Origin of the sequence: Aquimarina algiphila (assembly GCF_947494415.1) — a bacterium.
Classification (GTDB): Bacteria; Bacteroidota; Bacteroidia; order Flavobacteriales; family Flavobacteriaceae; genus Aquimarina; species Aquimarina algiphila.
This window is the reverse complement of record NZ_CANLVC010000006.1, coordinates 580984-605486: the sequence shown is the minus strand read 5'-3', so window position 1 is coordinate 605486 and position 24503 is coordinate 580984. Positions and strand designations below refer to the sequence as shown.

General features: G+C 30.6%; 25 protein-coding genes. 14 read left to right on the top strand and 11 right to left on the bottom strand.

The genetic code is table 11. The features are described 5' to 3' along the window. Positions 1-7: 7 nt before the first annotated feature. Positions 8-2860, bottom strand: coding sequence for a carbamoyl-phosphate synthase large subunit (carB, locus tag PQF96_RS12090; RefSeq protein ID WP_109436894.1), 2853 nt, complete (start codon positions 2858-2860; stop codon positions 8-10). Between the two features lie 105 nt (positions 2861-2965). After that, complete coding sequence (rpmH, locus tag PQF96_RS12085; RefSeq protein ID WP_081414554.1) at positions 2966-3124, bottom strand: 50S ribosomal protein L34; 159 nt, start codon at positions 3122-3124, stop codon at positions 2966-2968. A gap of 178 nt (positions 3125-3302) precedes the next feature. Between rpmH and PQF96_RS12080 the strand changes: the two genes are divergently transcribed. The 3 genes from PQF96_RS12080 (at position 3303) to PQF96_RS12070 (ending at position 5801) form a co-directional block, all read left to right on the top strand. Then, the gene (locus tag PQF96_RS12080; RefSeq protein ID WP_109436895.1) at positions 3303-3818 is read left to right on the top strand and encodes a hypothetical protein; all 516 of its coding nucleotides are present in this window, start codon (positions 3303-3305) and stop codon (positions 3816-3818) included. A 147-nt stretch (positions 3819-3965) separates the two neighbouring features. Next, positions 3966-4775 carry a TlpA family protein disulfide reductase gene (locus tag PQF96_RS12075; RefSeq protein ID WP_160114215.1) on the top strand — a complete coding sequence of 270 codons (810 nt, stop codon included), beginning with the start codon at positions 3966-3968 and terminating at the stop codon, positions 4773-4775. Between the two features lie 141 nt (positions 4776-4916). After that, positions 4917-5801 (top strand): hypothetical protein, encoded by an 885-nt coding sequence (locus PQF96_RS12070; protein ID WP_271766412.1) that lies wholly within the window; start codon positions 4917-4919, stop codon positions 5799-5801. 8 nt (positions 5802-5809) lie between these two features. Here the strand turns inward: PQF96_RS12070 and PQF96_RS12065 are convergent, their stop codons facing one another. The 3 genes from PQF96_RS12065 to PQF96_RS12055 form a co-directional block, all read right to left on the bottom strand. Further along, on the bottom strand, positions 5810-6178 hold the full coding sequence (locus PQF96_RS12065) for a sulfite exporter TauE/SafE family protein (protein ID WP_109436898.1): 369 nt from the start codon (positions 6176-6178) through the stop codon (positions 5810-5812). Positions 6179-6235: 57 nt separating this feature from the next. Then, positions 6236-7183, bottom strand: a complete 948-nt coding sequence (locus PQF96_RS12060; RefSeq protein ID WP_271766410.1) for a lytic transglycosylase domain-containing protein — start codon at positions 7181-7183, stop codon at positions 6236-6238. A gap of 64 nt (positions 7184-7247) precedes the next feature. Then, positions 7248-7919: an alpha/beta fold hydrolase gene (locus PQF96_RS12055; protein WP_109437014.1), complete on the bottom strand. Its 672-nt coding sequence runs from the start codon at positions 7917-7919 to the stop codon at positions 7248-7250. A 301-nt stretch (positions 7920-8220) separates the two neighbouring features. On the opposite strand from PQF96_RS12055, the gene PQF96_RS12050 reads away from it, so the two are divergent. After that, complete coding sequence (locus PQF96_RS12050; protein WP_109437015.1) at positions 8221-8523, top strand: GNAT family N-acetyltransferase; 303 nt, start codon at positions 8221-8223, stop codon at positions 8521-8523. 81 nt (positions 8524-8604) lie between these two features. On the opposite strand, the gene mtaB is transcribed toward PQF96_RS12050, so the two are convergent. Further along, positions 8605-9915 carry a tRNA (N(6)-L-threonylcarbamoyladenosine(37)-C(2))-methylthiotransferase MtaB gene (mtaB, locus tag PQF96_RS12045; RefSeq protein WP_271766408.1) on the bottom strand — a complete coding sequence of 437 codons (1311 nt, stop codon included), beginning with the start codon at positions 9913-9915 and terminating at the stop codon, positions 8605-8607. A 138-nt stretch (positions 9916-10053) separates the two neighbouring features. Between mtaB and PQF96_RS12040 the strand changes: the two genes are divergently transcribed. Both PQF96_RS12040 and PQF96_RS12035 read left to right on the top strand, forming a co-directional pair. Continuing rightward, positions 10054-11679: an ABC transporter substrate-binding protein gene (locus PQF96_RS12040; protein WP_271767077.1), complete on the top strand. Its 1626-nt coding sequence runs from the start codon at positions 10054-10056 to the stop codon at positions 11677-11679. A gap of 122 nt (positions 11680-11801) precedes the next feature. Continuing rightward, the gene (locus PQF96_RS12035; protein WP_271766406.1) at positions 11802-12875 is read left to right on the top strand and encodes a hypothetical protein; all 1074 of its coding nucleotides are present in this window, start codon (positions 11802-11804) and stop codon (positions 12873-12875) included. A 112-nt stretch (positions 12876-12987) separates the two neighbouring features. Here the strand turns inward: PQF96_RS12035 and PQF96_RS12030 are convergent, their stop codons facing one another. From PQF96_RS12030 to PQF96_RS12020, 3 genes are all read right to left on the bottom strand, one after another. Beyond that, complete coding sequence (locus tag PQF96_RS12030) at positions 12988-14166, bottom strand: GlmU family protein (protein WP_271766404.1); 1179 nt, start codon at positions 14164-14166, stop codon at positions 12988-12990. A 173-nt stretch (positions 14167-14339) separates the two neighbouring features. After that, entirely contained in the window at positions 14340-14591 is a 252-nt protein-coding gene (locus PQF96_RS12025) for a type B 50S ribosomal protein L31 (protein WP_027392055.1), read from the bottom strand. A 131-nt stretch (positions 14592-14722) separates the two neighbouring features. Beyond that, on the bottom strand, positions 14723-15184 hold the full coding sequence (locus PQF96_RS12020) for a hypothetical protein (RefSeq protein ID WP_271766402.1): 462 nt from the start codon (positions 15182-15184) through the stop codon (positions 14723-14725). Between the two features lie 328 nt (positions 15185-15512). Between PQF96_RS12020 and PQF96_RS12015 the strand changes: the two genes are divergently transcribed. From PQF96_RS12015 to PQF96_RS11990, 6 genes are all read left to right on the top strand, one after another. Beyond that, positions 15513-16040: a DUF4199 domain-containing protein gene (locus tag PQF96_RS12015; protein ID WP_271766401.1), complete on the top strand. Its 528-nt coding sequence runs from the start codon at positions 15513-15515 to the stop codon at positions 16038-16040. Positions 16041-16226: 186 nt separating this feature from the next. Beyond that, positions 16227-16733 carry a DUF4199 domain-containing protein gene (locus tag PQF96_RS12010; RefSeq protein ID WP_271766399.1) on the top strand — a complete coding sequence of 169 codons (507 nt, stop codon included), beginning with the start codon at positions 16227-16229 and terminating at the stop codon, positions 16731-16733. Positions 16734-16872: 139 nt separating this feature from the next. Then, positions 16873-17406, top strand: coding sequence for a DUF4199 domain-containing protein (locus tag PQF96_RS12005; protein ID WP_271766397.1), 534 nt, complete (start codon positions 16873-16875; stop codon positions 17404-17406). A 153-nt stretch (positions 17407-17559) separates the two neighbouring features. Beyond that, positions 17560-18078 (top strand): DUF4199 domain-containing protein, encoded by a 519-nt coding sequence (locus tag PQF96_RS12000; protein ID WP_271766396.1) that lies wholly within the window; start codon positions 17560-17562, stop codon positions 18076-18078. A 166-nt stretch (positions 18079-18244) separates the two neighbouring features. Further along, positions 18245-18760, top strand: coding sequence for a DUF4199 domain-containing protein (locus PQF96_RS11995; RefSeq protein WP_271766394.1), 516 nt, complete (start codon positions 18245-18247; stop codon positions 18758-18760). Between the two features lie 177 nt (positions 18761-18937). Next, positions 18938-19465, top strand: a complete 528-nt coding sequence (locus PQF96_RS11990) for a DUF4199 domain-containing protein (protein ID WP_271766392.1) — start codon at positions 18938-18940, stop codon at positions 19463-19465. Positions 19466-19572: 107 nt separating this feature from the next. On the opposite strand, the gene PQF96_RS11985 is transcribed toward PQF96_RS11990, so the two are convergent. Both PQF96_RS11985 and PQF96_RS11980 read right to left on the bottom strand, forming a co-directional pair. Then, positions 19573-21261, bottom strand: coding sequence for a helix-turn-helix domain-containing protein (locus PQF96_RS11985; protein WP_271766391.1), 1689 nt, complete (start codon positions 21259-21261; stop codon positions 19573-19575). Between the two features lie 232 nt (positions 21262-21493). Then, positions 21494-23185, bottom strand: coding sequence for a helix-turn-helix domain-containing protein (locus tag PQF96_RS11980; protein ID WP_271766390.1), 1692 nt, complete (start codon positions 23183-23185; stop codon positions 21494-21496). Between the two features lie 229 nt (positions 23186-23414). On the opposite strand from PQF96_RS11980, the gene PQF96_RS11975 reads away from it, so the two are divergent. After that, positions 23415-23966 carry a DUF4199 domain-containing protein gene (locus PQF96_RS11975; protein WP_271766388.1) on the top strand — a complete coding sequence of 184 codons (552 nt, stop codon included), beginning with the start codon at positions 23415-23417 and terminating at the stop codon, positions 23964-23966. Further along, positions 23953-24501, top strand: a complete 549-nt coding sequence (locus PQF96_RS11970) for a DUF4199 domain-containing protein (RefSeq protein WP_271766386.1) — start codon at positions 23953-23955, stop codon at positions 24499-24501. The genes PQF96_RS11975 and PQF96_RS11970 overlap by 14 nt, the downstream gene beginning before the upstream one ends. The last annotated feature ends 2 nt before the right edge of the window (positions 24502-24503 follow it).

Here is a 24503-nt window from a genome sequence, read left to right as displayed (position 1 = left end):
GTTTATATTACTTACTTAAGTACATTTTACGCCTAGAATACAAGTCGTAAAACTGATCATCTTTAAGATCATCAATAAAAAGAATACTTTCTCCTGTACTTTTCATTTCTGGTCCTAATTTTTTATTTACGCTAGGGAATTTATTAAAAGAAAACACTGGCTGTTTAATCGCATACCCTTCGAGATGCGGTTTAAAATCAAAATCTGTCACCTTCTTTTCTCCTAACATCACTTTGGTAGCATAATTTACATAAGGCTCCCCATAAGCTTTTGCTATAAATGGAACCGTTCTAGAAGCTCTTGGATTCGCTTCTATTATATAGACCATATCATCTTTGATGGCAAACTGAATATTGATTAGTCCCACCGTATTTAATTCTAATGCAATTTTATATGTATGATCTTTGATTTGTTGCATTACAAATTCACCAAGATTAAATGGAGGTAACGTTGCATTAGAATCTCCTGAATGAATTCCACAAGGCTCTATATGTTCCATAATACCAATAATATAGACATTCTCTCCATCACAAATCGCATCAGCTTCAGCTTCGATAGCACCATCAAGATAGTGATCCAGAAGTAGCTTATTATTTGGTATTTTACGCAAAAGATCTACAACATGCTCTTCTAATTCTTGCTTATTAATTACAATTTTCATCCCCTGACCTCCTAAGACATAAGATGGTCTTACCAGAATAGGGAAATCGAGACGATCTGCAACCTCAAGTGCTTCATCAGCAGTCTCTGCTGTATCAAATTCTGGATATGGAATATTGTTTTCTTGTAATAATTTAGAAAAACTACCCCTATCTTCTGCAAGATCGAGAGATTGAAAACTAGTACCTATAATTTTGATTCCATAACGATCCAGTTTTTCGGCAAGTTTTAAGGCTGTTTGTCCTCCTAATTGCACAATAACTCCTTCTGGTTTTTCGTGCCTTATGATATCATAAATATGTTCCCAGAATACTGGTTCAAAATATAGCTTATCTGCAGTATCAAAATCAGTTGAAACCGTTTCTGGATTACAATTAATCATGATAGTTTCATACCCGCATTCTGCAGCAGCTAAAACCCCATGTACACAACAGTAATCAAATTCAATTCCCTGCCCGATTCGATTAGGTCCAGAACCCAAAACAACTATTTTCTTCTTATCGGTAACTTCACTTTCATTTGATACATAAACCTCTCCCTGAGGAGTTTCCACTTCGGCCTCGAATGTAGAATAAAAGTACGGTGTCTCTGCCTTAAATTCCGCAGCACAAGTATCTACTAACTTATATACTCTATTAATTCCTAACTCATCTCTCTTATTATACACTTCACTCTCATAACACCCAACCATATGGGCAATCTGTCTATCAGCAAAACCTTTTTGCTTAGCTTCTAATATGAGCTCTTTGGTAAGTGATTGGATAGTATATGTCGAAATTTCTTTTTCCAGATTATATAATTCCTCATATTGCTTAAGGAACCACATATCTATTTTGGTTATTTCATAAATTCTACTCAGAGGAATACCCATTTGAATCGCATCATAGATTACAAATACTCTATCCCAACTTGCATAACTAAGTTTCTCTATGATTTGATCATAATCTTTATATCCTTTTCCATCAGCCCCTAGTCCATTCCTTTTTATTTCTAAAGACTGAGTTGCTTTGTGTAATGCTTCTTGAAATGATCTCCCTATAGCCATTACCTCTCCTACAGATTTCATCTGAAGCCCCAATCTGCGATCTGCTCCTTCGAATTTATCAAAATTCCATCTCGGTATTTTAACAATCACATAATCTAATGTAGGTTCGAATAATGCAGATGTAGATTTAGTAATTTGGTTGTCTAATTCGTCCAAATTATATCCTATCGCCAATTTTGCTGCTATTTTAGCAATTGGATATCCTGTTGCTTTAGACGCTAAAGCAGAAGAACGAGAAACCCTTGGATTAATTTCTATTGCTATAATATCTTCATTTTCATCTGGACTCACTGCAAATTGCACATTGCAACCTCCTGCAAAATCCCCAATACTGCGCATCATATGAATTGCCATATCACGCATACGTTGGTAAGTCTTATCACTTAACGTCATAGCCGGAGCGACAGTAATAGAATCTCCTGTATGAATCCCCATAGGATCCATATTCTCTATAGCACAGATAATAACAACATTATCATTATTATCCCTCAACAGCTCTAATTCATATTCTTTCCATCCAATTAGTGCCTTATCAATCATCACCTCATGAATAGGAGAAACTTCAAGTCCACGGGTTAGTAATTCATCAAAATCTTCTTCTTTATACACAAAAGATGCTCCTGCACCTCCCAAGGTATACGATGCTCTTATTACTAATGGAAATCCAAATTCCTGAGCAATTTCTTTTCCTTTTAAATATGAATTTGCAGTGGCTTGAGGAGCCATCCCAATTCCTATTTTCAGCATTAGCTCTCTAAACTGTTCTCTATCTTCTGTGATATTAATAGCATCAATATCAACACCTATAATTTCTACATCAAAATCATCCCAAATTCCTTTTTCGTCAGCCTCTATACATAAATTTAATGCAGTTTGCCCTCCCATAGTTGGCAATACAGCATCGATCTGAGGATGTTCCTTTAAAATTTGAATGATTGATTTTGTGTTTAGTGGTTTAAGATATACATGATCAGCCATAGAAGGATCTGTCATTATCGTTGCCGGATTTGAATTGATCAAAATAGTTTCAATTCCATCCTCTCTAAGCGAGCGCAATGCTTGAGTTCCCGAATAGTCAAATTCACACGCTTGTCCAATCACAATTGGTCCTGACCCTATAATTAGTATACTCTTTAGTTTTTCTCTTTTAGGCATGTAATAAAAGTATTGACGTTTTTACTTAAAAATTTATGTATTAGATATAAAAAAAGGCGTTACCGATAAAAGTAACACCTTAATATTTTTCAACACACATCAACATTAGTGCTTGTGTCTTAATTCTGATGAAACAGATAGCTTCTTTCTTCCTTTTGCTCTTCTACGAGCCAATACCTTTCTACCATTTGCAGAAGCCATACGCTCTCTGAAACCGTGTTTGTTTTTTCTCTTTCTCTTCGATGGTTGAAACGTTCTTTTCATTGCTATCTATCTTTATAAATCTTCTTGAAATATCTAAATTTGATTTTTTCGGGTTTTTTTACTCTCCCCAAAACTGCGGGCAAATATACGAAGAGTTTTTACTTTGACAAACCTAATTATCAAATTATTTTTAATTGTTTTTATTACCTTTGCGCGGACTTAATAATTAAACATTTCAATGTACAACAAAAATATAAAATTAATAATCGCAGCAATCATTATTGGTGTGGCAGTTTGGCAAATGATTGAAGGATATATAGGTAATGGAATTATGCTTATTTTACTATCTGCAATTTTCGTTTTTTTATATTTTAAAAATGAATTAATTCTTCTTGCTTTTCTGAGGCTTCGTAAACAAGATTTTGATGGAGCTAGAAAATGGCTTGATAGAATTAAAAATCCTGAAAGTGCGCTTACGACAAAGCAGCAAGGATACTACAACTACCTTCTTGGTATTATGTTATCTCAAACCAATATTACGCAGGCAGAAAAATATTTAAAAAAGGCCATTAAGCTAGGATTATCTATGAATCAGGATTTAGCCGTTGCCAAACTAAACCTAGCAGGTATTGCAATGACCAAACGCCGTAAAAGAGAAGCACAAATGCTATTAACAGAGGCTAAAAAATTAGATAAACATAATATGCTGAAAGATCAGATTACAATGATGAAACAACAGATGAAGAAAATCTAGGCATACTAATTGTATAGAAAATTACGTTTAATGATAGTTTTGTATTGCCATTAAGACAATTGTAATCAGAGTAAGGGATAAGTTTTACACCTAAAAATGTTTTTTTTAATGGCTTTATATTACATTAGCTACCGTAATCTATTTATGATGAAGAAATTTTTAGTATTAGGAATACTCTCTTTATATTTTAGCAGTTCTTTTGCGCAAGAAGAAAGAAAAATACCTTTCTCAGTTGCTATTTCAGCTCATATTACAAAGTATAATCAAAGAATCGACGCTGCATATCAGGATCAGGATTTGGAACGTGCTCAATTTTTATTCGACTCCTTGGTTACAAATCATTTAAGCGGCACATATATGGATGATTTTAGTGTTTATCCACTAAAAGGCGACCCCATATCACTAGAAGAATATGAAAAACCAGTATTTTTAATAACATATGCATCCTGGTGCGTTCCAGGAATTGGAGAAATTCCAGCTTTAAATGATTTAGTAGATAAATTTCATGATCAAATTGATTTTGTCGTTCTATTCTGGGACAACAAAGAAAGCTTAAAGGAAAAAGCAAAAGAATATACTGAGAATATACAATTAGTTCATATTGATGAAAAAACCAATCAGGATTCATATATAATAAACAAATTAAAACATGCATTAGGTTTTCCCATGATGTATTTTATGGATAACAATAAAAAAATTCTTGATATCAGAAAAATTGTTACACATCATTCTAGTGAAACCTTAAGCAACTCTTACAATATTCACTTTAACTCCTTATCTAAAGGTGTTTCTCTTCTGATTGCGGATTTGGATTTAAACTCAGAGATTTCTCCTGAAGCTAATGCAGAAGAAAACGAAGATCAACGTACTGATGAAGAAAGAGATATTGATGAAGAATATGAGCGATACAAAAGAGAAAAGGATTCTCTAAATGGCAAAAAAAGGGATAATCGTTAATCACTATTCTTTTTCTTTACCCATCCGATCCACCTTATTACGAACTCTCTATGAAAGTTAGATACAAAAAATCAATGTAACTAACTTCAAAAATTACAATAAGAGATCATTACCTATATCTGAATTTCCAATAGCAATACTATGAATTTATTAAAGATTTTATCGTTTCTGATTTTGATAAACTTTTCTACTTCTTCAAAAAAAGAAGAAACCCTCTTAGAAAATAAAGATATAGAGTTAAATGACAGCAAAACAGAAGCAGAAAAAATCAAAGCGATAAATTATAACTTTGTTATTCATTTTAATTATCAATCTCATGGTAGTATATTTATAAATGGAATACCCATTATTCATAGATCTGCAGCAGACACTTTATCAGGTTCCAAATCCAAATCACGTCCTATTAATGAACTTTTAGTAAATGGTACCAATACAATAAAGCTTATTGGAAATTTTCAAAAAAACAAATATGAAATAGGAGTTTACCAAAATGAAATTCTTGAACATGGACAACTCTCTGATGAAGACATAAAGATTGAACTCAAAGAAAATGAACCCGGTTTCTTTACTTTTGAAACAAATGACATTCCCTCTCACATATGGGATGATGGCGAAGATTTTAAAGCTTCTGATTACAAAAAACTTACAGCTCTTGTAGTAGAAAGAGATCGAATTATCAAAAAAGGATTAACAAAAAAGTATATTGACCTTCACAAAATTGAAATACAAGAATATGCAAAAACAATGAATGCTATGGGCCATTTATCGTTTTCTTTTAAAAGCATAGAAAATGATCTTAAAGATTCTTTTAACGCCATTCAAAAAGGAAAAGAATACATCCCAATAAACATCCCAAAAGACGAGGTAATGTTTCATATTTCTAATTCTAAAAAACTAGCAACCATAACTCATAAAAACAAGCCTCATTACACAAGTTTTAAAAGGACTGAAGATAGTTATATATGGGAATGGAAAATACTATATATGAAGAAAAATGGTAAGCTCATACCTATTTTAGCATATTAGATATATACTTATTTACCAAATATCATTTTTATAGCAACAAGCAATAACACTCCGCCAAAAATCTTTTTGAGCAATGCTTGATTTATAGAAATTGCAAGCTTACTCCCCAAATATCCTCCTATGATAAATGTAACTGCAATAATTACGGCATATTTCCAATTTACAAATCCTTCTTGATAATAGTTATATGCGGCAAGTAAAGTTACAGGAACTGCCAACACAGCTAAACTGGTACCCTGAGCTTGATGCTGAGAAAAATTAACCCATAAAATAAGAAGAGGAATCATAATTACACTCCCTCCTATACCCAAAGTGCCACTAAAAAAACCTGCAAGTAATCCTATCAAGATTAGCGAAATAAGTACTGAAGTATTCATACTGCCTTTTTAAATAAGCAGCTAACTTAGGCAAAAATATTAAATCCGTGAATAGTTTTATTGTCCTACTCCAGTTTTATAATACCCTTCTCTTGGAATTTTAATTAAATATTCTTTACCTGTTGTATTATTTAAATGTGCTTCTCTAAGCCATGGATTATGAAGCTTTAAAATTTTATAATTTATATCATACTGCTTAGCAAATTCATTAAAATCTGCAATTGGCTCGTCTACTAATACATTAAATGTAGGAATATGTGTATACAAATCATCGTTACTAAAATTAAAGCCGTATCGCTTTGGATTACTTAAAATCTCTTTAACTGCAACAATTCTAAAAACATATCTTCCAGTTTCTTGGCCTAATAACAAATCATAATATGAAGAAGCATTTTGCTTTACCAATTGTTTATTTATACCAGCTCTACCTGCATTGTAAGCAGCTGCGGCTAGTGTCCAAGATCCAAAACGTTCTTTAGCTTTTTTCAAGTATTTACAAGCCACAAGTGTAGATTTCTCTATATGATAGCGTTCATCTATATTTTGATTTACCTCTAGACCATGTTCTTTTGCTGTTCCTTTCAATATTTGCCAAAAGCCAGTCGCTTTAGCGGGAGATACCGCTTGAGTAAGACTACTTTCTATAACTGCCAGATATTTAAAATCATCTGGAACACCTTGTTCTTTAAGTATAGGTTCTATAATAGGAAAATACTTATTTGCTCTTTTAAAAAGGAGCAAGCCATTAGATTGCCAGTAGGTATTAACCAATAGCTCTCTATCCATTCTTTCTCTTATATCCGGATTCTCTATCGGCACAAGTTCACCTGAGAAATTGAGATTATCTGGCATTGGGATAGCATAAACATTGTAATCATTTACCAGCTTTTCTTCGAGGACTTCCTGCGCAACCGGCTTTTCGGGTGCTTCTTGCGTAGCGTTAACTAAAATTCCAAATGTAAATAATACACCTAGAAGGACTAAAAATTTCTTAATCGTTTTCATTACTTCAGTAGATTTTATTGGGGAATAAAATTTTAATTTATACAATATAACATAAAAACTTAGACTAATGCAAGTTATCATTGATAATTTCGGGTAGATGTTTATTAAACCATCTTGCCCTATTCACAATCATTACATGAGTTCCTTTATCTACAGTTATGCAGTTTTCTATATTTGTAATAGGAAAAACAATATCCTTATCCCCATGAATATGAATTAATCCTTCTATAGTTTCTTTCTGGTCCCAACACACCATTTTTTCAATAGCCCAATCCAAATACTCTTTATCACTTACTGATAAATATTTTTGATACATTGCCGCTCTTTTTTTTGCAAAATCACCAAAAGCCAATTTTTCCCAATCATCAATTTTTGAAACCAAGCTTGTGGGTAATAACTTATACACTTTTGTTTTTCTTGCAAGCTTCATTCGCTTTGGCAACTCAAACTTATTCTTTACACTAGAAACAATAATTAGTTTTTCTACCTCTAAATATTTACTCATTTCCTGAACAATAATACCTCCAAAAGAAACTCCAATTAAAACACATTTTTTATGCTCTACATCATCACACATTCTTTTTGCATAATCTTCGATCGATTCTTCCTTGAAAGGAATTTTCCAGGGAAGCATTTTAGTTACAAATTTATCTTCTGGTAACTTGATATATTCAAAAATAGAGACATCCGCGGCCAACCCCGGAACGAAATAAACATAGCTAACTTCCTGCGACATAGGTATTTTAACAGTGAGGGTTAAGTTTAAAACTCTAATTTTCTTATCTTTGTATCTCAAAATTATAGTTTTCCCATGTTAGAAAAAAGGAAACACTATGTTAAATTTTTATAAAAGTAAATTTTGAACTAACAAATCTTAGTTAGGAAAAGTAAAATTGAATCTTTTTTTTGATAGTCAATCATTGTCATTTAGATCCTAAAATACTTACTTCCTCAAAGATTATATTTTAATAGCAAGGCATAAGACCTTGGTATATGCTTGATTATACATCTCATAATTAAAAAAAACTATGGAGAACATGAGTGCTGTTGAATTAGAAATCATTGACAATGAATTTCTAAGACAATTCGAAACTACAATTGAAGATCAAAAAGCAAAGATCGAGTACGCTCAACAGGAAAGAAAAATTTTCCTAACTAAACTTGTAATGAGTGAGGAACACCTTGAAAAAGGATATGGAGAAGATTTTATTGTTGCTGTATTTAACGTTATTCAGGAACGCAACATTAGATTAGTACCTACAAGTCCGATTATCGCTAAATTTATGCGTAAAAACCGAAGGAAATACAAAGATTTACTTCCAGTAGGAATAAATATATAGTCTCTATTTCATCCAAAAAATAAAAAAAAATCTGCCTGAGAGCAGATTTTTTTTTATTTTCTAATATTTACAATGTTACTCTTAAACAAAATCAAATCTCACCATCCCGTCTTCATCAATATCTTTCAGTAGCACATCGTGCATGGTGTTAACGTATGATGGATTCCATGGCATTTTCACCTTCACATAATTCTCTGTAAACCCATGAATATATCCTTCTTTGTTCTCTGACTCAAACAAAACTGTTCTTTCTGTTCCCAACTGGCTTTCGTAAAACGCTCTTCTTTTTTTAGCTGATAATCCTCGCAACATTTTACTTCTCTTCTTACGCACATTTTGAGGAACAGCATCATCTAATTTTGCTGCAACCGTATTATCTCTCTCAGAATATGTAAATACATGTAGATATGATATATCTAATTGAGATAAGAAATTATAAGTATCCAAAAAGTGATCATCGGTTTCTCCCGGGAAACCAACAATAACATCAACACCAATACAGGCATGAGGCATCACTTCTTTAATTTTTATCACTCTATCCACATACAGATTCGTAAGATATCTTCTACGCATCAATTTTAAGATCTCATCATTACCTGACTGTAAAGGAATATGAAAATGCGGAACGAAAGTTCTTGATTTTGTAACAAAATCAATAGTTTCATTCTTAAGTAAATTTGGTTCTATAGATGAAATTCGCAATCTTTCTATACCATCTACCTGATCAAGAGCTGTTACCAACTCATAAAATGTATGCTCATGCTTTTTATTGCCAAACTCTCCTTTACCATAGTCTCCAATATTAACTCCGGTAAGCACAATTTCTTTGATTCCTTTTTCCGAAATTTCTTTAGCGTTTTTTAATACATTATCTAATGTATCACTTCTTGAAATCCCTCTTGCCAAAGGTATTGTACAATAGGTACATTTATAATCACAGCCATCTTGTACTTTTAAAAATGCACGAGTTCGATCTCCTATAGAATAACTACCCACATAAAAATCTGCTTCTTCAATCTCACAAGAATGTACTTCTCCAAATTCATTTTTAGAAAGATCATTGATATAATCTGTAATCTTAAATTTCTCTGTAGCTCCTAAAACCAAATCCACTCCGTCAACCTCTACAAGTTCTTCAGGTTTTAATTGTGCATAACAACCCACTGCAGCAACAAAAGCATCTGGATTTACTTTTTGAGCCTGTTTTACTATAGTTTTGAATCTTTTATCTGCATTTTCTGTAACAGAACATGTATTAATAACATAAATATCTGCATTTTCAGAAAAATCCACACGATCAAAACCTTCATCAACAAAACTTCTTGCGATCGTAGAGGTTTCAGAAAAATTCAGTTTACAACCTAATGTATAAAAAGCTACTTTTTTTCTCATAAAATATAAGTGTCATTTCCGCAAAGGCGAAAATCTCTTTATATTTACCCTTAACTATACTCAAAAACATTGAGTCGTTCTAGGATATTTTTTTAGGGTGCAAATATACCAACAATAATTCGTTTACTAAAATTGAAAATAGCACACAACAAATCCATAATTCACTACTTAACAACACTTTACTCTTTACTTGTATTATTATCTTGTAAGGAATCCTCTCACGAAAACAGAGATCATTTAGTATTTCGCTATAATCAATATGAAAATGTTAGTTCATTAGACCCTACATTTGCCAGGGACATTGCCAATATCTGGTCCACAAATCAATTATTTAATAGTCTGGTACAGCTTGATGACTCTCTTCATATCAAACCTGACATTGCTAGAAGATGGGAGATTTCAGAAAATATGTTGAATTACACTTTTATCCTTAGAAGTGATGTAAAATTTCATAAGCACGAGCAATTTAAAACCAAAGACAGTACCAGAGTGGTAACCGCGAAGGATTTTGTGTATAGTTTTAACAGGTTAATTGATCCCAAAGTAGCATCTCCAGGAAACTGGGTTTTAAAAAATGTGGAGAAATACACTGCTATCAATGACACTATTTTTGAAATTAAATTGAAGAAACCTTTTCCTGCTTTTTTAGGACTAATGAGCATGCGATATTGTTCTGTTGTTCCAAAAGAAATTGTAGAATTTTATGGCAACCAATTTAGATCCAATCCAATAGGTACAGGTCCATTTAAGTTTAAATTATGGGAAGAGAATGTAAAATTAGTACTTCGTAAAAACGAATTATATTTTGAAAAGGATGAGAAAGGAGAACAACTCCCGTACCTCGAAGCTGTAGCTATTACTTTTTTACCTGAAAAACAAAGTGAATTTCTTCAATTTGCAAAAGGGAATATTGACTTTCTTAACAGCCTTGATGCATCTTACAAAGACGAACTACTTACCCCTACAGGAAAGCTAAGAGAACGTTACAAAGATCGTATTCATATTTCTAAAGGCCCTTATCTAAATTCTGAATATCTAGGATTTTATCTAGATGGAGATAGTCAGGAAGTACAATCTGTATTGATCAGGAAAGCCATTAATTATGGTTTTGATAGAAAAAAAATGATAACGTATTTGAAAAATGGTATCGGAACTCCCGCAATTAATGGTTTTATTCCTAAAGGAATTCCCGGGTTTAGTAATAGTAAAGGATTTGAATATAATCCAGAGAAAGCTCGTAAACTTGTCGAGACTTACATCAAACAAACAGGAGATACAGATCCCGTTATCAGGATTGCGACCGACTCAAATTATCAAAGTATTTGTGAATTTATACAACGAGAGCTTCAAAAAATAGGGCTTACCATTATAGTAGATGTTATGCCTTCTTCCACAATACGTCAAAAGAAATGGGCAGGAAAACTAGATACATTTAGAGCAAGTTGGATTGCAGACTATCCTGATGCAGAAAATTTCCTTTCTCCTTATTACAGCAAAAACCATACTCCAAATGGTCCAAACTATACTCACTTTAAAAATGAGACCTTTGATAGACTATATGAAGAAAGTTTCTTGATCACCGATACCAAAGTACGAGAGCAACATTATGCAAAAATGGACTCTATAATAATCGCCCACGCTCCTATTGTTCCTTTATATTATGACCAAGTCACACATTTTGTACAGAAAAATGTAAAAGGTATGACTACAAATCCACAAAATTTTCTGGTCTTAAAACGAGTTTGGAAAGAGAAAAAGAATTAAAGAAACTAGATAACAACCTACCATAAAGTCTCCTTGTCTTACTTATCTGCATTTAATCGATTATTTTTTTATATATTCGCATTTCGTTAACATTTTTAACATAATCAATTAACCCGAATCTTATGAAAAAATTATCATTTTTTTTACTTGCTTCCTTACTGCTTGTAGCAATAGGATGTAGTAGTGATGACGATTCTCCAACTGGAGGAAATGACGTTGCATCTAATCCAGAAGAAGAAACTGTACTAAATCCAGCAGATGTTACCTCTGGTATTACTATTGAAAATGCCACTGTAAATAATGGTACTCCTCCTTCTCCTACAGGCCAAATTGCTTTTACAATGGACAACAATAATCAATCTGCTTTCTTAAAAAACGGATTTGACATTAGTTTTAACGCTCCTGCTAACTATGCTGGTGCATATATACAGCTAGCCTCTACCGACGGTACAAAAGCCACTAATTACTTTGATGTTTCTGCTAATAAATCTAAATCAGTAAGAAAAAATACAGGAGTTTTTTCAAGATCCAGTAAAATGGACAATAATAATGTAGAAATCGATGTAAATTTTGGAGATGCAATACCTCCTGGAAAATTTTGCTATATCCTTTGTATTTATGATGACGCAGGCAATATTAGCGATCCTGTAGAAGTTTGTGTTGAAATAGAAGCATGGGGTGGAAATCCTGCTCTTGTAGGCACTTGGAACTACACTAAGTTAATCGAAGACGGAGTAACTATTCTCCCTGGTGAAGAAAGCGATTGTGGTTCTACAACTATAAATTGTGCCAATGAGCAAGAACTAGTTATAGAAAATGCTTTTTGCTATATATTAGATTCTTTTAAGTTAACAATCAACAATGATGGAACGTATGAATATAGAAGTGATGAAACAGATAATGACTTAGATTTTAACTCCAGTACAGAAACTTGTACCGCAGTTTTCCAACCAGAAGGAACTAGTTATTATATTTCTAAAGGTAATTGGGCGTATGATGAAGAAGAAAAAAGAATGACCTTAATTGAGTTTGAGTATGTTGAAGCTTCTGGAGATCAAGTATTTGAAGGAGTAGAAGAAAATGGATATGTTGATTTTGATGGTGATGCAGTTGTAGATGGTTCTTCTTTAATTGTAAAAATTGTAGAAACCGAAGCAGATAATACCATTAATTTAGAGTATTATTTCTCGAAGTAATTTAAAATAAAGTAACATAAAAACGCTCTCTGATTTAGAGGGCGTTTTTGTTTTTCATCAAAAGATATAATGCTTTCTTCTATTTTTTTGTAGTACTCTAAAGGAGCTCTATCTATTCATAACTCTTTCGCCATGTCTTTGTTTCTTCAAAAATATGCTCTAGAATTTTCTCATCCTGCTCAGTAAATTCTATAGTACGTCTTGACATTACCACTTTAGCCACCTCAAAAGCTTTTTTAGTGAGATAAGTTGTAAAGCCTCCACTTCCTCCCCAGCTATAACTCGGCACAAAATTACGAGGAAATCCAGTTCCAAAAATATTAGCATTCACTCCAACCACAGTACCTGTATTAAACATCGTATTAATTCCGCATTTAGAATGATCCCCCATCATTAATCCACAAAACTGTAATCCTGTTTTTGCAAAACTCTCTGTCTCATAACTCCAAAGTCTTACTGGTGCATAATTATTCTTCAGATTAGATGTATTAGTATCTGCTCCTAGATTACACCACTCCCCTAACACTGAGTTTCCTAAAAAACCATCATGCCCTTTATTAGAACAACCAAAGATCACAGAATTATTTACTTCTCCGCCAACCTTAGAATAAGGACCAACGGTTGTACCACCATAAATCTTTGCTCCCATCTTAATTACCGCTTGATCACAAAGTGCAAAAGGACCTCTTATCAAACTACCCTCCATGATTTCTGCATCTTTTCCGATATAAATCGGACCTTTACTCGCGTTAAGGCTTGCAAATTCTACAACTGCTCCTTCTTCGATAAAAATGTATTCTGGTGCAATAACATTATTGCTTTCGGGGATAGGCTGACTATCTCTGTCTTTCGTTAATAATTTAAAATCTTCTTTGATCGCTTGTTCGTTCTTAGAAAAAATATCCCAGGTGTACTGTACCGTAAACACCTCTTCATCATAATGAGTAATCTCATAACTATCAAAATCAACCTCTTGATCTTCTTTAACATAAAAAGCAATAGGTTCTTCATCATAGAAAATAGCCTGTTTAGGTTGTAGATTTTGTATAGCCGTTATCAGGTTTTCTGATGGAAGATAAGAAGCATTAATCATTATATTTTCTTCTAACTCTACCATAGGGTATTTTTCGTTTAGATACTCTTCTGTAACTGTAGAAGTAGTATACCCTAAATACTTCTCCCATTTCTCTCGAATGGTAAGTATTCCAATTCGAATCTCGGCTACAGGACGTGTATAGGTAAATGGTAGTAATGCGTTACGTGAAGCACCATCAAAAAGAATATAATTCATGATTTGATCTCAAAAAAATTAATACGTTGAACTGGTGCAAAAATAAAGACGTTCATGATAAAAATCATGCTGTTTAGCTAATTTATTTGTAAAATAAAAAAACTATAATAATTATAAGTAATAAAAAAAGCCTTTCCTAATGGAAAGGCTTTTGAATATGATATAACGTTAAATTACTTTTTGAATTTAGCGTATTTGTTTTTGAATTTGTCAATACGTCCAGCAGTATCGATAAGTTTTGACTTACCAGTATAAAATGGATGAGAAGTTCTGGAAATTTCTAACTTTACTAATGGATACTCGACACCATCTACTTCTAAAGTTTCTTTGGTATTTGCCGTAGACTTTGTTAAAAAAACTTCATCATTAGACATGTCTTTAAAAGCTACTAATCTATAATTATCTGGGTGAATATCTTTTCTCATCGTTATAATCTTTTCTAATTTCGAGGTGCAAATTTACAACTATTTTTTTAAATGCAAAATAATTTTTGAAATAAAGAAATTAAATTAAAACATTTTATTGTATCTAATGTATCATTAGAATTTCAAAAATACTATTCTTTCTCACAACCACAGAAAAAACTAGCTAGTACATCAACTATTTCATTACCTGTACTAGCTCCACAGCAACTAGACTTACTCGATGTCTGGATTCCTCTTAAATATTCGAATTGATAAGAAATACTTCGGAACTCATCACCAGTAATATTTAACTCTATTAGCTGATAATATAAATCCAAGAATGCTTGTGTTTGATCCCCAAGAAAACTCTGAACCATTGTTTCTAATTCAGTTTCACTAAGTGGTTCTTCAACTGATTTTTGATTTATAGATATCGAACGAATAAACACATTCAGCTTCCCCGTTTTAATAGCGCTTTTTTTAAACTCTATAATGGTCTGCTTTACCAAGTATTCTTTCTCTGTCAATGATACCTCAGAAGATTCCTCTTCTTTGGAACAGGAACCAACAGTAAGGAAAGAAATTACACATATAAAAAGTAGTAGTTTTCTCATAAATCCTGATTTCGTTAATATATTTTTATACACTCTTAAATTGGGGTATTTAGTCTCAAAAAAAGCTATACCCTAACTTTATTTGACGTAAATCATACATAAAACACTATATTTCAAACATTTAGAATTCAAAGCTCATTTCGTGCGAATCCCCATATTTTATGCCTATTGAGACCATATTTTAATTACGGAAAAACCGTAATATTAGCATAAATATACGACAAAAACATGAATTAAGACGATAAAAAGCTATCTTTATTCAAACTGTAACATTTTATTATATTTGCTTACTTATGTTTTTATAACGGCTAAAAATATTTTTTACACTATGGAAGAAACTACTATTTCTACCAAAAATTATATCCTAAATTATGGATTAATTCTAGGAATTGCATGGATAATATACGGCTTCGTTCGTTATATTACTGGTAATGCTATTAATTCAAATTGGACTTTTTTAATTGTAGAGTTATTAATTCATTTAAGTGTCATAATTTATGGAATTCATGCTTACAAATTAGCTAATAATGGCTTTTTAGAATTAAAAAAAGCGCTAAAGGTTGGTGTAGGAATAGCATTTATAGGAGTAATATTAGCTATTTTTTGGAAAGTGATACTAGCATATCTAATAGAGCCTGATTTAATCAACCAAATTGTTGATGCAAGAAAAGAGGAGATAATCCAAAAAAAATTAGATCTATCTGAGGAAGATATTCAACAAAATATTGCTTTAGTAAAAAAACTCAGTTCTCCTTTGATAAGTTCAATATTAGTTTTCATCTCGAATATAATATTTGGTTTCATTATCGCTTTATTCGCAGGGGCCATCTTGCAGAAAAATCGAGATGTTTATTAAAAAACAGCTAGCTATTATTTATTCAGAATTAACATTACTACATAAATAACATCATAATTTTATTTTATCTTATTTACTAACCTAAGATTTCAAATACATCAATACCATATATTATTATTCTATACCTGTAACAATTTACTATATTTATAGGAATATAATTTACAGAAAGTCGAAACAATTTCGCTTATGGAAAATGACAAAGCGTCTACTAAGAAAATTATTATAAAATATGGAATAATTTATGGAATCACATGGATTACCTACAGCATCATTCGTTATATAACCGGTTATACAACAACTAGAAATTGGTTTTTATCAGTTATAGAATTATCTATACATATTGGAGTAATTTCTTATAGTATATACACTTTTAAGCTTGCAAATAATCATTTTCTAAAACTAGGACAAGCATTAAAAGTTGGTTTTAGTATTGTTCTAATTGGTGTTGGTATTCAAGTCCTTTGGGATATTTTTTTACTAAAAGTAATATCGTCGGAAACAATGTATCAAATGATTAGCTCACTCGAAAAATCAACAATAACCAAACCAATAGAACAAAATAGTACAATAAGTAGGGAAAATAGTTTCCTTTTTACCATATCTTTGGTTGCTTTTATTGGAAATTCAATCTTAGGATTCCTTATCTCTTTAATAGCAGGAGTAATCATGATAAAAAAACGGGATATATTATAAATTTCAAATATTCCTAATACGTAGTTAGGTATTTAAAGAAAATAGTATAATAGACACATTTTTCTTCTTAATATAGCAACTTCAATTTCCTATATTTTTGCTCTTTGGGTTTATATAGATAATCAAAACTATTTCACAAATGGAAAATAACAAAGCACCTACCAAGAAAATCATTATAAAATATGGGGTGCTTTTTGGAATCATACAGGTTACTTATAGTATCATTCGTTATCTGACTGGTTATACAGTATCAGTATCTGGTAATTTATTTTTAATACCTATTGAATTATCTATACATATTGGCATGGTCAGTTATGGTATACATTCTTTCAAACTTTCTAATAATCATTTTCTAAAACTAGGGCAAGCATTAAAAGTTGGCTTTAGTATTGCTTTGATTGGCGCAGGTATTCAAATACTTTGGGATATTTTTTTTCTAAAAGTAATGTCACCTGAAACCATGTATCAACTAATTAATCTAAATGACCAGTTTAATGACCGGACAGCAATTAGTGAACCAATAGAACGAGATAGTATCATGAGTAGAGAAAATAATCTTCTTTTATTAAGAACTTTGATTACTTTAGTTGGAAATTCAACTTTAGGATTCTTAATCTCTTTAATCGCAGGATCGATCATGATGAAAAAGAAACGAGCAACTAATCATAAATAAACCTCATATAGAGAATACATTTAAGTTTTAAAAAGAAATCAACGCTGAACCTTCGTTTATTCGCATTCCAAAGTAACCGTATTATTCTAGAGCCATAGCAATTGTCTATCTTTATACCCTTTGGGTATATAAAGAATCAAAACTATTTCACAAATGGAAAATGACAAAACATCTATAAAGAAAATTATCATAAAATATGGAATAATTTATGGTATCATATTTACTATCCATGACATTATTCGTTATGCAACAGGGACAGCAGGGATGTATTATTTATGGATTTTTGCGCCTCTTGACTTATTTATAAATATTGGTATTATCAGTTATGGTATACATTCTTTCAAACTTGATAATAATCATTTTCTAAAATTAAGACATGCATTAAAAATTGGTTTTTGTATCGTTTTAATTGGTACAAGTATTCGAGTACTTTGTGATGCTTTTTACTTTAAAGTAATATCACCAGAAACCATCTATGAATTAATTAGTCCATATGAAAAATCTGCAATAACCAAACCAATAGAGCAAGATAGTGCAATAAGTAGGGAGAATAATTTCATTCTTAATATATCCTTAGCTTATTTATTTTTTTATCCATTTTTAGGACTCCTTATCTCTTTAATTGCAGGAGCGATTATGCAGAAAAAACAAGATGTTTATAAAAAAAACTAACTATTACTTATCAGAATTAACACTATTACACAAATACCAACATATCTTCGTATTAATAAATCCAAAGTTTCAAATACATCAATAACATATATTATTATTCTATACCTGCAACAATTTACTATATTTATAGAAATATAATTTACAGAAAGTCGAAACAATTTCGCTTATGGAAAATGATCAAACGTCTACTAAGAAAATTATTATAAAATATGGATTAATTCTAGGGCTTACATGGGTAATATATGGTTTTATTCGTTATATAACAGACAATAGAACTAGTATAGGATGGGAAATAGTGATTATTGAATTATTTATTTATGTAACTATTATAGCGTATGGTATTTATAAGTATAAACATGCCAATAGTGGATTTTTAAAATTAAGTCAAGCACTAAAAATTGGATCTGGAGTTGCTTTAATTACTGCAATTATATACAATATGTGGGACATATTTTTATTAAAAATTATATCACCAGAAACAATGTATCAAATGATTAGCTCGTTCGAAAAATCATCGATAACCAAACCAATGGAACAAGATAATATTATGTCTATAGAGAATAGTTTTATTTTTGACATATCGTTAGCTAATTTAATTTTTCATCCAGTTTTAGGGCTTCTTATCTCTTTAATTGCAGGAGCGATTATGCAGAAAAAACAAGATGTTTATAAAAAAAACTAACTATTACTTATCAGAATTAACATTATTATACAAATACCAACATAACTTCTCTCTGTATTCAATTAGTTAACCCGTACTTTCAAATACATCAATACCATATATTATTATTCTATAGCTGTAACAATTTACTATCTTTGTGTACTTATGGTTTATAGATAACCAAAACTATTTCACATTATGGAAAATGACAAAGCGTCTACTAAGAAAATTATTATAAACTATGGAGTAATCCTTGGGGTCCTCTCAGTATTAATGGGAGTAGTAATATATATTACAGATGGATATACAGAACAAAACTGGATACATACTGTTATCGGTCTAGCTATTATGTTGGGTGTGATTGTATACGGGATCAAGGCGTATAAAACTACCAATGGAGGATTTCTTCAACTTAGTGAAGCACTAAAAATTGGACTTGGTATTGCGCTTATTGGTGGTATCATAAGTGTAATCTGGACCATTCTTTTAATGAATGTAATAGAACCAGACATTGTGAATCAAATCAATGAAGCTCAGCGTGAACAAATGATTGAACGTTTTCCTGATATGTCAGAAGAACAAATGAATCAAAGCCTAGAAATGGCCAAAAAATTCACTTCTCCATATATCATATCAGCATTTGCTTTAATATGGAGTTTATTTATTGGGTTTATTATTTCTCTTATTGCAGGCCTGGTGATGCGTCAAAAACAAGACTTATATTAATGTATGAATATGTCTGTGGTCATACCACTACTTAATGAGTAGGAATCACTTAACAAATTATACCATTGGATTGCATAACTTTTGCAATCCAATTCTTTTTTATAGTACTAAGTATGTTTCAATTTCTTTATAAAAGATGAAGGATAAATTCCTGTTTTTTTATGAAATGCTTTAGCAAAGGATTCGCTCGTCTTAAATCCAACTTCCTCAGAAATACCTTTTATAGAATATCTTCTAAATTTCTCATCATCCCTTAACCTTTCAATGGCATATCCAACCCTAAGGTCGTGCAAATAATTAGAAAAATTCTTTTCTTTGTAAATATTGATAATTTTTGATAGATAAGTAGAATTTGTTTTTAATTCTTTTGCCAATACGTTAAGTGTGTATTTTTTATTTAGATAGCGGTTTTCACCTTCAAAATCTTTAATCCCCTTCAAGATTTTTTGAACACTCTCCGGCGAAATCTTTAAATCATCAAGCTGCCCTTTTTCCGGTTTTTTAAGACTTAACCGACCCTCTGATACTTTATTTGTGTATGAGACCACCGCTCGAAAACTTTTTCGGTAGTGAATAAGATCTTTATATAGATAAATCATAATTCCAATAGACACAATAAATAATAAAGTAATCATAACTATTGCTATTCTATCATTAACAGTAGATTTTCTTTTCTCAACAAGTTTAGTATCCTTTTCAGAGATCATTAAAAGAGTATTATACCCTCTTATCGTTTTTTGTAAAATATTCGTAGTATTGATATGAAGTATACTATCAATTTTAAATTGTTTTTGAAGATATGTAGATTCTTTCTTAACATCATTTAGCTCTTTAAAATAATTTATCAGGATCTCATATCCCTGTATAATATTTAGATTAATATCCTTTTGAATTTGGACAATAGAGTCCATTTTTTCTAAATAATGAATACTTTTATCTTTCAAATTGATTTTAGCATAAGACTTTCCTAAATAAAGATAAGATGTTATTAACTCTTGTTTTTCATTACTTTTATTTAGATCAGGCAATATTTTAGAAATACTGTCTATTGCTTTTTGATATGCCTTCTTATGATAATAAGTGACACCAGAATTGAGAACAAACAAATTATATAAATACTTATTTTTAGTATCTATAGTAGCCTTAATTCCTTGATTATTATACCTCAATGCAGAATCCAGTTTTTTTAGTTGATTAAACTCACGTGCTAGAAACAACATATCTTCAAATCGATCATCCAATTCTTCTTTTGAAGCATATTCATAACACTCTCGAAAAATTCTTATAGCTTCTTTATGCTTTCCTATCCTGCTTTTTAATAGTCCTATAGAACGATTGTACAAATACAATGTTCTTAATTTAGATTCCCCTGTAATAGCCTGACTTGCAATCTCATAATTTTCCCAAGCCTTTAGATACCTTCCTTTTCTTAAAAAAAAATCACCTTTTAGCAAATACCCTCTTATTTTATACGTACTGGCTCTTCTATCTTTTGCCAATTGAATGATACTATCGGTATACTTAAGGTATACTTTTTCATTTTTATGAAAACGAGACATCAAAAAATAACCATAAGCAATGAATTTATGTCTATTTTCAACTTTCCCTTTTGCTAAATAAGCGTTTGCATATAAGTAAGCTTGATCAGGATGTTCTTGATAATTCTCAGAGAATAATTCGTACAGCTGAAAATATGTCTTTGATTGGATAGAATCTGGAATCAGAATATCTACTGATTTTTCTTGTGCAAAGAATCTACAACTCACTAAAAAAATTAGAAGCAATACTCTTTTCATTTAACCTTTTCTATTGATATTAATGTATTCTCTTAATTTACATAATAATTTAAAGATATGTCAACTCTATCTCTTCTGTAAAACTTCTTCTTACTTTTTTATAAAAATCCATTAAAGTATTATAATTTATTTTATGATAGTAATACTCCTCAGTTTAATGAGCAGGAATCACTTAACGAAGTATACCATTGGATTGCAAAAGTTATGCAATCCAATTCTTTTTCTTACAATATTAAGTGCTCTTTAGTCTCTTTATAAAAGATGAAGGATAAATACCTGTTTTTTTATGAAATGCTTTAGCAAAGGATTCGCTCGTCTTAAATCCAACTTCCTCAGAAATACCTTTTATAGAATATCTTCTAAATTTTTCATCATCTCTTAATCGCTCAATGGCATATCCAACCCTAAGATCATGTAAATAATTAGAAAAATTCTTTTCTTTATAAATATTGATAATTTTTGACAGATAGGTAGAATTCGTTTTTAATTCTTTTGCCAATACATTAAGCGTGTATTTTTTATTTAGATAACGTTTTTTATCTTCAAAATCTTTAATCCCATTCAAAATTTTCTGAACACTCTCTGGTGAAATCTTTAGATCATCAAGCTGCTCTTTTTCTGTTTTTTTAAGATACTCATGATTACCCGATACTTTATTTGTGTATGAGACCACTGCCCGGAAACTCTTTTGATAACGATTTCGGTCATTATACAGGTAGATCATAATCCCAATGGAAATAACAATCAACAAAACCGAAATAATGACAAATCCCTTCCAGGTTGTAATATCAGAATCTTGATACGAAATCTTCTTATCTTTTTTAGAAACTATCAAAGGAACATTATACTCCTTAATGACCTGTTGTAATGAATCCGTTTTATTCCTATTTAATATCATTTTTATCTTAGATAATTTTTGAGTGTACAATAACTTTTTCTCAGTATTTTTTTGCTTCTCAAAATGATTAATCAATAGTTCGTAACCTTCTGACATCTCAGAAAAAACAACTTCTTGTAGTTGGGTAACAGAATCCATCTTTTTTAAATAATGAACACCCTTTTCTTTCAAATCAATTTTAAAATAAACTTTTCCTAAATAAAGATAGGAGGTTATTAATTCTTGATTTTTAGTATTTTCTTTCAGATCAGATAAGACTTTTGTGATACTATCAATTGCTTTTTTATATTCTGTTTTATGAAAATGAGTAACTCCAGAATTGAGGGCAAACAAATTATATAGTTCTTTCTTGTTTTTAGCATTTAACGATTCTCGAATTCCTTCTCTATTATAGTAGGATGCAGAATCCAACATTTTTAATTTATTAAATCCTTTTGCCAAAAAAAACATATCTTCAAATTTCCCCTCTATATCTTCTTGAAAGGCATATTGATAACATTCTCGGAAAATATTGAGAGCCTCCCTATGTTGACCTATGCTACTTTTTAACAATGCTATAGAGCGATTGTAAAAATATTTTGTTCTTGAATTAGAACTTTCTACAACGACCTGACTTGCCATTTTATAATTACTACAGGCTTTTTGAAATAATCCTTTTTTCAAGAAATAATCTCCCTTTAACAAATATCCTCTGGTTAAGAGTCCATTATTTCTAGAGGCTTTAGTTAGTCTAATAATACTGTCTGCATATCCAAGACACCTCTCATCTCGCATATACAAATGAGAAATCAAAAAATAACCATGTGCAGTTAATACATTTTTACTTTCACTTTTCCCTTTTTCTAAATAAGCATTAGCATAAATATGGGCATTCTTAGGATTCTCTCTATAATTTTCAAAAAAAAGCTCATACAATTCAAAATACGTCTTGGATTGAATAGAATCTGGAATTTTAAAATGAACTGTATTCTCTTGTGCAAATAATGTATAGCTTATAAGAAAAATTAAAAGCAATATTCTTTTCATTCTTTTATGTATTGAATCAATTTATTTGATAAACAATATTGAATTTAAAAATATGACAAAATATTTACCAAGCACAAAATTAAACTCATAATTCTTTACACCTTTTTACGCCACTATTATAAATCAATACATAAATTAATGAGGTATCTCTTAATATATTTATTCAACTCCTCACTTATAGCATTTTACTATATTTAGCCAATCATTTTTTCATAATAGTAAATCAATAATGAAAAACAACAATACTTCTAGTAAAAATATTATTATCAAATACGGAATAGTTCTTGGAATCATATCTATCATATATAATTTAATTCTACATATAAATACTAACTTTATCAACAACATAACTTTAATAGAAGGATTAGGAGATTTAGCAATACTCACCTGTATAATTACTTATGGGATATATACGTACAAAGTAACAAATAATGGTTTTTTAGAATTAGGGAAAGCGATTAAGATAGGGGTCACTATTGCCATAATCGGTGCTTTAACACTTATTATTTACATTATTTTATTGATGAAGGTAATAGCACCAGAAATGAAAAATCAAATAGTTGATACGCAATACAAAAGAATGATAATTAGTAATCCTAATATATCTCAAGCAGAAATTGAAAAAAACATAGTTTCGATCAAAACAATTAATTCTTTCTATATAAAATCGATAATGGCATTAGTTTCAAATTTATTATTTGGATTTCTTATATCCTTAATCGGAGGGGCGATTATGAGTAAAAAAAAATATAACACAACGATCAATAATGAAAAGCAATAACTCTCCTAGTAAAAGTATCATCATCAAATATGGAGTAGTTCTTGGAATTATATCTATTATATATGGCATCGTTTTATATATAACTGGTAATATGATAAACGCAAGTCCAATACAAGGAATAGTGGATTTAGCTCTACTCATCTGTGTAATTACTTATGGAATATATGGCTATAAAATAGCAAACAAGGGTTTTTTAGAATTAAGAAAGGCTCTAAAAATAGGTGTCACCATTGCCATAATAGGCGCATTAATACTAATTATTTGGTTTTTTTTATTGATGAAGGTAATAGAACCTGAAATTATAAATCAAATAGTTGATGTACAATACAAAAAAATGATACATCGTAACCCTAATATTTCTCAAGAAGAAATTGAAAAAAAAATAATTTTAATCAAAACAATTAATTCTTTCTATATAAAATCGATGATGTCATTAGTTTCAAATTTATTATTTGGTTTCATTATATCTTTAATTGGAGGAGCCATTATGAGTAAAAAAAATCATAATACAACAATCAATAATGAAAAGCAATAACA